At 70.4% G+C, this 12776-nt stretch carries 11 protein-coding genes; 9 read left to right on the top strand and 2 right to left on the bottom strand.

Annotated elements, in window-relative coordinates:
- Positions 1-409: 409 nt before the first annotated feature.
- Both ACN27A_RS08735 and ACN27A_RS08730 read right to left on the bottom strand, forming a co-directional pair.
- Positions 410-1198, bottom strand: a complete 789-nt coding sequence (locus ACN27A_RS08735; RefSeq protein ID WP_421451238.1) for an ABC transporter permease subunit — start codon at positions 1196-1198, stop codon at positions 410-412.
- Positions 1191-2105 (bottom strand): ABC transporter ATP-binding protein, encoded by a 915-nt coding sequence (locus tag ACN27A_RS08730; RefSeq protein WP_421451235.1) that lies wholly within the window; start codon positions 2103-2105, stop codon positions 1191-1193. The genes ACN27A_RS08735 and ACN27A_RS08730 overlap by 8 nt, the downstream gene beginning before the upstream one ends.
- Before the next feature lie 85 nt (positions 2106-2190).
- On the opposite strand from ACN27A_RS08730, the gene ACN27A_RS08725 reads away from it, so the two are divergent.
- From ACN27A_RS08725 to ACN27A_RS08685, 9 genes are all read left to right on the top strand, one after another.
- Entirely contained in the window at positions 2191-2637 is a 447-nt protein-coding gene (locus tag ACN27A_RS08725) for a GbsR/MarR family transcriptional regulator (protein WP_421451233.1), read from the top strand.
- A 502-nt stretch (positions 2638-3139) separates the two neighbouring features.
- A complete protein-coding gene (locus ACN27A_RS08720) occupies positions 3140-3613 on the top strand; it encodes a hypothetical protein (RefSeq protein WP_421451231.1) in 474 nt (157 codons plus the stop codon).
- A 91-nt stretch (positions 3614-3704) separates the two neighbouring features.
- Positions 3705-4268: a hypothetical protein gene (locus ACN27A_RS08715; RefSeq protein WP_421451229.1), complete on the top strand. Its 564-nt coding sequence runs from the start codon at positions 3705-3707 to the stop codon at positions 4266-4268.
- Positions 4269-4516: 248 nt separating this feature from the next.
- Positions 4517-4606, top strand: a complete 90-nt coding sequence (kdpF, locus tag ACN27A_RS08710) for a K(+)-transporting ATPase subunit F (RefSeq protein WP_074475088.1) — start codon at positions 4517-4519, stop codon at positions 4604-4606.
- On the top strand, positions 4606-6261 hold the full coding sequence (kdpA, locus tag ACN27A_RS08705) for a potassium-transporting ATPase subunit KdpA (RefSeq protein WP_421451226.1): 1656 nt from the start codon (positions 4606-4608) through the stop codon (positions 6259-6261). Before kdpF ends, kdpA begins: the two co-directional genes overlap by 1 nt.
- A 20-nt stretch (positions 6262-6281) precedes the next feature.
- Positions 6282-8474: a potassium-transporting ATPase subunit KdpB gene (kdpB, locus tag ACN27A_RS08700; protein WP_421451224.1), complete on the top strand. Its 2193-nt coding sequence runs from the start codon at positions 6282-6284 to the stop codon at positions 8472-8474.
- On the top strand, positions 8474-9355 hold the full coding sequence (locus ACN27A_RS08695) for a potassium-transporting ATPase subunit C (protein WP_421451223.1): 882 nt from the start codon (positions 8474-8476) through the stop codon (positions 9353-9355). Before kdpB ends, ACN27A_RS08695 begins: the two co-directional genes overlap by 1 nt.
- Before the next feature lie 134 nt (positions 9356-9489).
- On the top strand, positions 9490-12045 hold the full coding sequence (locus ACN27A_RS08690) for a DUF4118 domain-containing protein (RefSeq protein WP_421451221.1): 2556 nt from the start codon (positions 9490-9492) through the stop codon (positions 12043-12045).
- Positions 12042-12740 carry a response regulator gene (locus tag ACN27A_RS08685; protein ID WP_421451220.1) on the top strand — a complete coding sequence of 233 codons (699 nt, stop codon included), beginning with the start codon at positions 12042-12044 and terminating at the stop codon, positions 12738-12740. The genes ACN27A_RS08690 and ACN27A_RS08685 overlap by 4 nt, the downstream gene beginning before the upstream one ends.
- Positions 12741-12776: the final 36 nt, after the last annotated feature.

Genomic DNA, 12776 nt, shown 5'->3' with positions numbered 1-12776 from the left:
GCTCCTCAGCGGAGCGTACGCCCGGAGGCCACCGGTTAGGAAGCGTGTGTCAGGTAGACGCGGGCGATTGACGCCGCTGGTCGTCGCCTCGTCAGCGTCAGATCGCCGTAGGCGTCGCTGTCGCGGTCCTCGACGGGCAGGTGCGCTGACAGTCGTAGCTGCGCAGCCGAACAGATGGTTATTGGCGCGACCGGGCGTTGCCATACGGCTCCTGCAAAGGAGGCGACAAAGACGGCGCCGACCTGGAACGACGAACCTGCGGCGGCCAGCAGCTGGAACCTGGCGGCTTGCTGACGGCGGTGCCGACCCGACCGGATGAAGGTGGGCGGGTCGGCAACTGGGCCCACGTGCTGGACTTCGACCGCTCTCGTCCCGCTCAGGGAATCGGTCGGCGGGGACGGGCTGGCGTTCAGCTGGTCAGGTCGCGACGGTTGAAGGCGGCGGTGGCGAGGACGACGAGTACGCCGATGGTTGCGGCGAGGATGCCGAGGTCGGCCCACTGGAAGCCGTTACGTAGCGGCTCGTTGCCGATGTAGTAGTGGAACGGGGAGAGGTGGCGGAGGCCGTCGGCGCCGATCTGGCTGGCGAAGGTGTTGGCGGCGTAGGCGAGGACGCCGATCGCGGCGCTGCCGGCGAGTGCTGCGGCGCGGCTGCCGGTGGCGGCGCCGATGGTGATTGCGATGGCGCCGAAGAGGGTGCACAGCAGTGCCAGCGCCACGGACTGGGCGGCGAACTGGCCGATGCTGACTGTTTCGAGGTGGGCGCTGGGACGGACGGCGAGCATGGCGAGCAGGACGAGGCCGGCGAGGGTGCAGGAGCCGATCGCGAGCGCGGCGCAGCGGCACAGCAGCAGCCGTGTCCGGCTGACCGGGTGGGCGAGGAGCAGGTCGAGGTAGCCGGCCTCCTCGTCGCCGGCGATGGCCCGGGTGCCGGTGGCGATGCCGTAGATGACGGCGATCAGGGGCACGATGATGCCGAAGACACTTGAACCCAGGTAGCCGGCGGCGCTGGCGATGTCGTCCATGTTGAGGGCTTCGCGCAGGGCGGGGGAGAAGCCCTCGACGGCCTGGCCCATCGCCCCGTCGGCGACCTGGGGATAGAAGCCGGCGTACATGGTGCCGACCAGTGCCGTGCCGACGGCGAAGCCGGTGAGGCTGCGGCGGGAGTCCCAGAGGGTCTTGGTCAGGACGTCAGGCACGGCTGGTCTCCTTGGCGACCTCGGTGGTCTGGTAGTAGGTGAAGAAGAGTTCTTCGAGGTCGGGTTCGCTGGCCCGCAGGCTGGCGACCCGGTGTCGGGCGAGGACCGCGATCAGCTCGTTCGGGTCGGTGGCCAGGGTGAGACGGGCGGTCGGGCCGTCGACGGTCAGGTCCGAGATGCCGGGGAGCGTGGCGAGGGCGGCCTGGTCGATCGGGCCGGTGAAGGTGATTTGGAACCGGTGTCGGGCGTGGTCGCGGAGTTGGGCGACGGTGTCGAGGGCGACGAGCCGGCCCTCGCGGATGATCCCGACCCGGTCGGCGACGGCTTCGACCTCGGTCATGATGTGCGACGACATGAAGACGGTCTGTCCGGCGGCCCTGGCCTCGCGGACCAGGTCGAGGAAGGTCTGTTGGACGAGCGGGTCGAGCCCGGAGGTCGGCTCGTCGAGGATCAGCAGGTCGGGTCGGTGCATGAACGCCTGGACCAGGCCGACCTTCTGCCGGTTGCCCTTGGACAGCGCCCTGATCCGGACGGACAGGTCGAGATCGAGACGGGCGGCCAGTTCCTCGATCCGCGTCCGGGGTACCCCGCCCCGCAGGTCGGCCAGGAAGGACAGGCACTCGCCGACCCGCTGGCGGGGGTCGACCACGAACTCACCGGCGAGGTAGCCGATCCGGCGGTGCAGTGCGACGGCGTGCTCGCGCGGGTCACGGCCGAACAGCCGGGCCCGGCCGCTCGTGGGGCGGATGAGATCCAGTAGCAGCCGGATGGTGGTGGACTTCCCGGCGCCGTTCGGGCCGAGGTAGCCGAACACCTCACCTTCGGTCACCGCCAGGTCCAGCTCGACCAGCCCTCGGCGGGCCCCGTACGTCTTGGTCAGCTTCTCCAGCCGAATCACGTCTTCCATGGCGGAGACATTATCGAGTTTTCAGAGATTTCTGAAGGCTCGGAGCTGTTAGGATTTCGTCAAGATCTGTGACAGGAGGACCCGGGTGTCAGCGTTGAGCGATCCGGCGGAGCACCTTGCCCTGGCCCTGACCCAGGGGGGGATGCAACGGATGACCGCGCGGGTGTTGGCGGCGCTGCTCTTCACCGAGCAGGACACCCTGACCGCGGGCGAGATCGCCGAGTTGCTCATCATCAGCTCGGGCAGCGTCTCGACGGCGCTGAAGTCGCTCACCTCGGTCGGACTGATCGAGAAGGTGCCCGCCCCTGGCAGCCGCCGGGAGCACTTCCGCTTCCGCGAAGGCGCCTGGGCGACCCTGATGTCGGAGCAGAACCAGCTGGTGAAGGTGATGCGAGAGGCTGCTGAGCAGGGCATCGCGGCCACTGGCGAAGACAGCGTCGCTGGCGGCCGTCTCGGTGAGATGCGGGACTTCTACGACTACCTGTGGCGGGAACTGCCGGCCCTCATCGACCGGTGGAAGGCCCAGAGGTAACCCAGCGCTGTAGCACGCCCTGGAAGCTTGATCGATGGGACGGCCGATCCGGTGATCGTGCGGCGCCGACACCGTGGTAGGCGGCGGGTAGAGATCCACGACCTCCCGCTCATCTCGGCGCAACGCCGGAGCTTGCCGCATCCACGAGCGGATGTGTTCCACCACCCCAGCGCTCATTCGCTGCGTCAGAGGAGGCCCGGGCAGGGGCGAGTCATGCTGGTTTGCCCCGGGAGACGATCCCCGAGGGGAACACCCACAGGCATCGGAGGCGACCGCGTTCAGCCCCTACCTGCTGTGGTCCACTGGCGAATGCCCCTGCCTTCACGCCGCGACAACCACCTGCCGTCTGGACGAGGGAGGGCCGTCGCCGTTAGGGCCGCGTCAAAAATTTGGCCGTTGTCGTAGCGGGTGTGTGAAAACCGTCGACGGTGGTCATCCGGCGGGGTTGCCATAGGCGACGAGGGCTTGAGACGCGGGCCTTCGTCGTGGTGGGAGACGTGTGGTGACTGTTGATACGAATTTGTGGGCCCCAACGGGCCGTCAGCCGACACCGGCCGGCATCAGTGTCGCGGTCGGTGGGGCGGTGATGATCGCTGCGGCGCTGTTGGCGACGGTGTTCCCGCCGGCAGAGCTGCCGGGACGGGTGCTCGTCATAGCCCTCGCGGCGGGTGTCTTCGCGGCGGTGGTGGCGGACCTGCGTGCGGTGGCGGCAGTCACCGGGCTGGGGATGGCCATATTCGTCGGGTTTCTGGCCAACCGGTTTGGTGAGCTGACCGGCGACGCTGACGCCTGGTCGTACACCGTGTTGATCGGCTTCGCCAGCGCGCTCGGGACCGGCTACCGGGTCATACGGTCCACACCGCAGTCCACCGGCGAGGAGCCGGACCCAAGGCTGGGCTTGCGGCCGGTCAACGACGGCTCCGACCTGGTGGTATCGCCGCCGGACACCTCATTCGGTGGTTCTCGTGGGGTATGACCGGCGGGTCACCGCACTCGACGCAACGGACCGCGGTACGGACTGCTCTTCGCCGCCGACGGTAGGGGCGGCCGAATCCTTGTCGATCTGCGTGGAACTGGTGACCGGGCGTGGCCGGGACTGGTGGCCGCGCCCCGGCCGCGTCTTCACGGCGCATCGCGGGCACACCTTCGCCGAACTGGCGGAGGCGATCGATGTCGCCTTCGGTCGCTGGGACCTCGCCCATCTGCGCATGTTCGTGCTGCCCGACGACGTGGACGTGAGCTGGTCGACGTGGCGCGACGGGCCGGCGTTTCCCGGCACCCGCGACGGCCGGTCCAGCCGGCTCGACGTCCTGGCGGTCGGCACGGCCTTCGCGTACGTGTTCGACCTGGGCGAGGACTGGACACACCTGTGCACCGTCCACCGCCCGGACGCCTCCGTGGAAGTGCCGGGGTCGTCGCAGCTGCCACGGCCCGATCGCGGCTGGGGTGATCTGCCCGACCAGTACGGGCGGCACCACGCCGACGACGGGATCAGCGCTGGTTCGCCGCGCGGCTCGTCGGCGCTGCTGTCGGACCTGCCGCCGATCCTGCCCTCCTGGGGCGGCGGGAGCGATGCTGCGCGGCGACCCACCGCCGGCGGTGCCGGCCTCCTCGCCCGGCGCCACCGGTGACCCGTTTCACCTGATCAGCGCTGCGGCGTCAAAAAGGCGTCAAGAATACGGCGGGCGGCGTCATGGTTGCGTTAACGCCCCTGTCCGGCGGCAGCTTGAGGCGCTTTGATTGCCCGGCGCGGCCGGCTGGCGGTCGTGGCGAACTCATTTCGGTAAGGGGAGTCAGCAGTGTCTGACGTGGTGTTCGTGGTGTTGACGGTGGCGCTGTTCGTGGCGCTCGCCCTGGTGGTGCGGGCGGTGGAAAAGCTGTGAGCGCCGTCAACGCCGTGGGCCTGGTGCTGGCGATCGGCCTGGCCGTGTTCCTGGTGGTCGCCCTGCTGTTCCCGGAGCGGTTCTGATGACCATGACAACAGCGGGCGTCATCTTCGTCCTGTCCCTGGTGGCGGCCCTGATCGCCGTCTACAAGCCATTCGGCGACTACATGTTCCGGGTGGTCTCGGGGCAGCGGCAGTCCCGCGTCGAGCGCGGGATCTACCGGCTGGTCGGGGTGAACCCGGCAGCCGAGCAGTCCTGGGGGGTGTACGCCCGCTCCGTGCTGGCCTTCTCCGCCGTGTCGATCCTGTTCCTGTACGCGTTCCAGCGTCTCCAGAACCACCTCTGGCTGTCCCTGGGTTTCGACCCGGTGGTGCCGCACGGGGCGTGGAACACGGCGGTGTCGTTCGTGACCAACACGAACTGGCAGTGGTACTCGGGCGAGTCGACCATGGGCCACCTGGTGCAGATGGCCGGGCTGGCGGTGCAGAACTTCGTCTCGGCGGCCGTCGGAATCGCGGTCGCGGTGGCGCTGGTCCGGGGCTTCGCCCGCAGCCGCACCGGCGAGTTGGGCAACTTCTGGGTGGACCTGACGCGGATCGTGCTGCGGATCCTGCTGCCTGTCGCGGTGCTCGGCGCGCTCGCCCTGATGGCCGGCGGCGTGGTGCAGAACCTCTCCGGCGGCACCGAGGTGACCACCCTGACCGGCGGCACGCAGACGATCACCGGCGGGCCGGTGGCCAGCCAGGAAGTGATCAAGGAACTGGGCACGAACGGTGGCGGCTTCTACAACGCCAACAGTTCCCACCCGTTCGAGAACCCGACGGCGTGGACGAACTGGATCGAGATCTTCCTGATCCTGCTGATCCCGTTCAGCCTGCCCCGGGTCTTCGGCCGGGTGGTCGGCCAGAACCGGCAGGGCTACGCCATCGCCGCGGTCATGGCGACCCTCGCGCTGGCCAGCATCACCCTGACCAATGTCTTCGAGTTGACCGGCAACGGCACCGTCCCGCAGGCCGTCGGCGCGGCCCTCGAAGGCAAGGAGGTCCGGTTCGACGTGTCGAACTCGGCGACCTTCGCCGCCGCCACCACGCTCACCTCGACCGGTGCGGTGAACTCCTTCCACGACTCGTACACCGCGCTCGGCGGAATGATGCCGCTGGTCAACATGATGCTCGGCGAGGTTGCCCCGGGCGGCGTCGGCGCCGGGCTCTACGGGCTGCTGATCCTCGCCGTGATCACCGTCTTCGTGGCCGGCCTGATGGTCGGCCGCACCCCGGAGTACCTGGGCAAGAAGATCGGCTCCCGCGAGATCAAGTTCGCTTCGCTGTACTTCCTGATCACGCCGATGCTGGTACTGGTCGGCACCGCTGCCGCGTTCGCTACGGGAAACAACTCGACCGCGCTCAACGTCGGCCCGCACGGCCTGTCCGAGGTGCTCTACGCGTTCACGTCGGCGAGCAACAACAACGGCTCGGCCTTCGCCGGCATCACCGTCAACACCACCTGGTGGAACACCGCACTCGGGTTGTGCATGTTGCTCGGCCGGTTCCTGCCGATCATCTTCGTGCTCGCGCTGGCCGGTTCGTTGGCCCGACAGACACCCACCCCCGCCTCCGAAGGCACCCTGCCGACCCACCGGCCGCTGTTCATCGGCATGGTCGTCGGCGTCACGGTGATCCTCGTGGCGCTGACCTTCCTGCCCGCCCTCGCGCTCGGCCCGCTGGCCGAAGGGCTGTGACCACCATGAGGAAGAACGACATGACCGTCACGTCCGTGACACCCGGCGGCGACGCATCGCCGACCGCCGGCACCCCGGCCACCCAGGGCGACCGGGTCGGCGGGGGCCTGCTCGACCCGAAGCAGCTGTTCCGCTCCCTGCCCGACGCGCTGCGCAAGCTCGACCCGCGCACGCTGTGGCGTAACCCGGTGATGCTGATCGTCGAGATCGGGGCGCTCTTCACCACCGTGCTCGCGGTGACCGACCCGTCGGTGTTCGCCTGGGCGATCACCGTGTGGCTGTGGCTCACCGTGCTTTTCGCCAACCTCGCCGAGGCGGTGGCCGAGGGCCGGGGGAAGGCCCAGGCCGCGACCCTGCGGCAGGCGAAGAAGGACACCATCGCCACCCGACTGGTGGGCTGGACGCCCGGCGCCGCCGCCAACCGGTACCGGGACGAGGCCGTCCCGGCCCCCGAGCTGAGGCAGGGCGACATCGTCCTGGTCGAGGCCGGCGACATCATTCCCGGCGACGGTGACGTCGTCGAGGGCATCGCCAGCGTCGACGAGTCGGCGATCACCGGTGAGTCCGCCCCCGTGATCCGGGAGTCCGGCGGCGACCGCAGCGCGGTCACCGGCGGCACGAAGGTCCTCTCCGACCGGATCATCGTCAAGATCACGCAGAAGCCGGGGGAGAGCTTCATCGACCGGATGATCGCCCTTGTCGAGGGGGCCAACCGGCAGAAGACGCCGAACGAGATCGCGCTGAACATCCTGCTCGCCGCGCTGACCATCATCTTCCTGCTCGCCGTGGTCACTCTCCAACCCCTGGCGATCTTCGCAAAGGGGTACCAGGCGGCGGCACCGGACACCGGCGCGATCACCGACGCCGGGGTCTCCGGGGTGGTGCTGGTCTCGCTGCTGGTCTGCCTGATCCCCACCACCATCGGGGCGCTGCTGTCGGCGATCGGCATCGCCGGCATGGACCGTCTGGTGCAGCGCAACGTCCTCGCCATGAGCGGACGGGCCGTGGAGGCGGCCGGTGACGTGAACACGCTGCTGCTGGACAAGACCGGCACCATCACCCTCGGCAACCGGCAGGCCGCCGAGTTCCTCCCGGTCGAGGGCGTGGACGCGGCCACCCTCGCCGACGCCGCGCAACTGTCCAGCCTCGCCGACGAGACCCCCGAGGGACGCTCGGTGGTCGTGCTCGCCAAGAACGACTTCGGGCTGCGCGAGCGCGAGCCCGGCCTGATGCCGCACGCCACCTTCGTGCCGTTCACCGCGCAGACCCGCATGAGCGGCGTCGACCTCGCAGCCGAGGGCATCGACGGCGGCGTCCGCCGGATCCGCAAGGGCGCCGCCGCCGCGGTGATGAAGTGGGTACGCGACAACGGCGGTCACCCGACGGCCCAGGTCGGCGACATCGTCGACGCCATCAGTGGCTCCGGCGGCACCCCCCTCGTCGTCGCCGAGCACGTCGACGGCGAGTCGGCCCGCGCACTCGGTGTCATCCACCTCAAAGACGTGGTCAAGTCCGGGATGCGGGAGCGGTTCGACGAGATGCGACGGATGGGCATCCGTACGGTGATGATCACCGGCGACAACCCGCGGACGGCGAAGGCGATCGCCGACGAGGCCGGGGTGGACGACTTCCTGGCCGAGGCCACCCCGGAGGACAAGCTCGCCCTGATCAAGCGGGAGCAGGAGGGCGGCCGGCTGGTCGCGATGACCGGCGACGGCACCAACGACGCGCCGGCCCTTGCCCAGGCCGACGTCGGCGTGGCGATGAACACCGGCACGTCGGCCGCGAAGGAGGCCGGCAACATGGTCGACCTCGACTCCGACCCCACCAAGCTGATCGAGATCGTGGAGATCGGCAAGCAGTTGCTGATCACCCGGGGCGCGCTGACGACGTTCTCCATCGCCAACGACATCGCCAAGTACTTCGCGATCATCCCGGCCATGTTCGCCGGCATCTACCCGAGCCTGGACGCGCTGAACGTCATGCGGCTGGCCAGCCCCGAATCGGCGATCCTCGCCGCGGTCGTCTTCAACGCCCTCGTGATCATCGCCCTCATCCCACTCGCCCTGCGCGGCGTGCGTTACCGACCCGCAGCCGCGTCGAAACTGCTCAGCCGCAACCTGCTCCTATATGGCCTCGGCGGCATCATCGTGCCGTTCCTCGGCATCAAGCTCATCGACATGCTCATCCAGCTCATCCCAGGGATCTCGTGATGCGCCTACCCAATTGGCTGACCCAGCACCTCGCCGCCCTGCGCGCCCTGCTCGTCTTCACCGTCCTGCTCGGGCTCGCCTACCCGCTCGCCCTCGTCGCCGCCGGACAGCTTCCCGGCCTGTCCGGCAAATCCGACGGCTCCCTGCTCACCGCTGGCGGCAAGACAGTCGGCAGTGCGTTGATCGGCCAGAGCTTCACCGACGCCGACGGCAACCCCGTCCCGCGCTACTTCCAGTCCCGCCCCTCGGCCGCCGGCGACGGCTACGACCCCACCGCCACCGCCGCCAGCAACCTCGGCCCGGAAAGCGTCGTCGACACCCTCTCCACCGACCCGGAAACCGCCTCCGAGAGCCTGCTCACGACGGTCTGCGCGCGCAGCAAGGCCGTCGGCGAACTCGACGGCGTGGACGGCCGCCGGCCTTACTGCACCAACGATGGGGTGGGCGCGGTGCTCGCCGTTTTCCGCACCAACGGGCTCACCGGAGCGGTCACCCGGGTCGTCAGCGTCAATCAGACCACCCCGGCCACCCCGTTCGTCACCTCCTGGCAGGGAGTGCCGGTCGAGCTGGCCACGCCGGACCAGGACTACGTCGCCGAGGGCGCTCTGATCGTCCCGGTTCGCGGCGACGCACCGGCGAAACCGGCCGTGCCGGCCGACGCGGTCACCGCCAGCGGCAGCGGCCTCGACCCGCACATCAGCCCCGCGTACGCCCAGCTCCAGGTCGACCGCGTCGCGCGGGAGCGGGGCACCGACCCGGCGGCGGTCCAACGCCTGGTCGAACAGCACACCACGGGCCGGGCGCTGGGCTTCATGGGCGAACCGGGCGTCAACGTCCTGGCCCTCAACCTCGCCCTCGACGAGCAGTTCCCCGCCCGCTGACACACGACCTCGGGCAGGGCCGGCTGATGCCTGCCCTGCCCGGAGCGTCTTCGACCCCGCCGGTTGATTCTGTCGGACCGGGCGTTGCCCCAGACAGCCTCATGAGCGGCCCCGACCAGAGAGGACCTTCCGGCGTGTCACGAGGAGAACTGCGCATCTACCTGGGGGCCGCCCCCGGCGTCGGCAAGACCTACGCCATGCTGGAGGAGGCCCGACGCCGCGCCGAACGCGGCACCGACGTGGTGATCGGCTTCGTCGAGACCCACGGCCGCCCGCACACCGCGGCCATGATCGGCGAGCTGGAGCAGGTGCCCCGCCGGACGATCACCTACCGCGGTGTGGAGTTCACCGAGCTGGACCTCGACGCCGTGCTCGCCCGCCGGCCCGAGGTGGCGGTGGTCGACGAGCTGGCTCACACCAACGTGCCGGGCTCCCGCAACGACAAGCGCTGGCGCGACGTGCAGGAGATCCTCGACGCCGGCATCAGCGTGCTGTCCACGGTCAACGTGCAGCACCTGGAGTCGGTCAACGACGTCGTCGCCCAGATCACCGGCACGACCCAACGGGAGACGGTGCCCGACGAGGTCGTCCGGGCCGCCGAGCAGGTCGAGCTGGTCGACATGACCCCGGAGGCGCTGCGCCGGCGGATGGCGCACGGCAACATCTACCGCCCCGACAAGATCGACGCCGCGCTCGGCAACTACTTCCGCGTCGGTAACCTCACCGCACTGCGCGAACTCGCGCTGCTCTGGCTGGCCGACAAGGTCGACGAGCAGCTCGACGCCTACCGCGCCCAGCAGGGCATCTCCGACACCTGGGAGGCACGCGAGCGGGTCGTCGTCGCGCTCACCGGCGGCCCCGAGGGCGACACGCTGATCCGCCGCGCGGCCCGGATCGCCGCCCGGAGCAAGGGCGCCGACCTGCTCGCCGTGCACGTCGCCCGCAGCGACGGCCTGGCCGGCGTGGACCCCGCCCAACTGGCCCGGCAGCGGGTGCTGGTGGAGAGCCTCGGCGGCACCTACCACCAGGTGCTCGGCACCGACATCCCGGCCGCCCTGCTGGACTTCGCCCGGGGCGTCAACGCCACCCAACTCGTCCTCGGCGCCAGCCGGCGGGGTCGCTTCGCCCAGGTGCTCTCCCGAGGCGTCGGGGTCACCACCACCGCGCTGTCCGGGCCGATCGACGTACACCTGGTCACTCATCCCCAAGCAGGTCAAGGTCGGCGGACGACCGGGGTCCCGGCCGCGCTGTCGCGCCGCCGCCGGCTGCTGGGATTCGCGCTCGCGGGTCTCGGCATGCCACTGCTGACCCTGCTGCTGACGGCGCTGCCGGACCTCACACTGACCAACGACATCCTGCTGTTCCTCGCCGGTGTCGTCGGCGTCGCGCTGGTCGGCGGCCTCTGGCCGGCACTCGTCGCCGCGCTCGGCGGCTCCCTGCTGCTCAACTGGTTCTTCACCCCGCCCTACCACACGCTGACCATCGCCGAGGCCGACAACCTGCTCGCCCTCGGCGTCTTCGTCGGCGTCGCCCTCTCGGTGAGCTGGGTCGTCGACGTCGCCGCCCGCCGCACCCGGGAGGCCGCCCGCGCGTCCGCCGACGCCCAGACCCTGGCCACGGTGGCCGGCGGAGTGCTGCGCGGGCAACGTCCGCTGCCGGCGCTGCTGGACCGGCTGCGCGAGACCTTCGGCCTGCGCGCGGTCAGCGTGCTGGAGTTGGCTCCCGACGCCGGGGGACGACCCGGCCGCGCCCGGGAGGAGGGCGCCTGGCGGGTGGTGGCCAGCGTGGGGGAGTTGCCGGCGGGCAGTCCCAGCGCGGGGGAGACGGCGGTGCCGGTGGACGACCGGCTGACCGTGGTGCTCTCCGGCCGGCGGTTGGAGGCGGCCGACCGGCGCGTCGTTGAGGCGTTCGCCGCCCAGGCGGCCGTCGCGCTGCGCCAGGAGCGCCTCGCCGAGGAGGCCGCGACCGCTCGGCCCCTCGCAGAGGCCGACCGGATGCGCACCGCGCTGCTCGCCGCGGTCAGCCACGACCTGCGTACGCCGCTGGCCTCGGCCAAGGCCGCCGTGAGCAGCCTGCGCAGCCCCGACATCGAGTTCGAGGCCGAGGACCGTGACGAGTTGCTGGCCACCGCCGATGAGTCCCTCGACCGGCTCGGCCGGCTGGTGGCGAACCTGCTGGACATGAGCCGGCTGCAGGCCGGCGTGCTGGGCGTCAGCGTCACCGCTATCGGGCTGGAGGACGCCGTGCCCCTGGCCCTGGACGAGCTGGGGCCGGTCGCGGCCGATGTCACCACCGATATCCCGGCCGACCTTCCGGCCGCCAGCGCCGACCCGGGGCTGCTGGAGCGGGTGCTGGTCAACATCGTCGCCAACGCCCTGCGGCACAGCCCGCCCGGGCAACCGCCGACGATCACCGCCAGCGCCCACGCCGGGCAGGTGGAGCTGCGGGTCATCGACACGGGCCCCGGCATTCCCGAGGACCAGTGGGAGCACGTCTTTCTGCCGTTCCAGCGGCTCGGCGACCGGGACAACCAGACGGGGGTGGGCCTCGGCCTGGCGCTGTCCCGGGGCCTGGCGGAGGCGATGGGTGGCAGCATCACCCCCGAGACCACCCCCGGTGGCGGACTGACGATGGTCCTGCGGCTGCCCGCCACCACCCAGACGCCGCCGTCGGAAGGGCCACCAGAATGACCCGCATCCTCGTCGTCGATGACGAACCGCAGATCCTCCGCGCCCTGCGGATCAACCTGCGGGCCCGGGGTTACGACGTCGAGATGGCCGCCACCGGGGCCGCCGCGCTCAGGGCCGCCGCCAGCCACCCGCCCGACCTGGTGGTGCTCGACCTCGGGCTGCCCGACATCGACGGCACTGAGGTGATCCGGGGGCTGCGCGGCTGGACCACGGTGCCGATCATCGTGCTCTCCGGCCGGGCGGGCAGCGAGGACAAGGTCGCCGCCCTCGACGCCGGCGCCGACGACTACGTCACCAAACCCTTCGGGGTGGACGAACTCCTCGCCCGCATCCGCGCGGTCACCCGCCGCCTCGCGCCGACTTCCGCCGACGCCGCCCCACTCTCCACGACGGCCGTCTCCCGGGTCGGCCGGCACAGCGTCAACCTGGCCGACCGCACCGTCATCCACGACGACGGAACCGAGGTCCGACTCACCCCCACCCAGTGGGCCATGCTCGACAAGCTGCTGCGCCACCCCGGCAAACTCGTCAGCCAACGGCAACTGCTGCACGACGTGTGGGGCCCGGAATACCAGCACGAAACCAACTACCTGCGTCAGTACATGGCCCAACTGCGACGCAAACTTGAAGACGATCCTGCCCGCCCTCGCCACCTCATCACCGAACCCGGTATGGGCTACCGCTACCGACCCTGAAAGCCTCGGCCATGGCCCGCGTGGCGGCGGGCCGAC

The organism is Micromonospora sp. WMMD737 (assembly GCF_049179055.1).
In the GTDB taxonomy this organism is placed as follows: domain Bacteria; phylum Actinomycetota; class Actinomycetes; order Mycobacteriales; family Micromonosporaceae; genus Micromonospora; species Micromonospora reichwaldensis.
This window is presented reverse-complemented; position numbering and strand designations above follow the sequence as displayed.

Excerpts from the sequence above, each read along its gene's own strand:
- ACN27A_RS08695 (WP_421451223.1), top strand. The coding sequence starts at position 8,474 with ATGCGCCTACCCAATTGGCTGACCCAGCACCTCGCCGCCCTGCGCGCC.
- kdpB (WP_421451224.1), top strand. The coding sequence starts at position 6,282 with ATGACCGTCACGTCCGTGACACCCGGCGGCGACGCATCGCCGACCGCC.
- ACN27A_RS08730 (WP_421451235.1), bottom strand. The coding sequence starts at position 2,105 with ATGGAAGACGTGATTCGGCTGGAGAAGCTGACCAAGACGTACGGGGCC.
- kdpA (WP_421451226.1), top strand. The coding sequence starts at position 4,606 with ATGACCATGACAACAGCGGGCGTCATCTTCGTCCTGTCCCTGGTGGCG.
- ACN27A_RS08685 (WP_421451220.1), top strand. The coding sequence starts at position 12,042 with ATGACCCGCATCCTCGTCGTCGATGACGAACCGCAGATCCTCCGCGCC.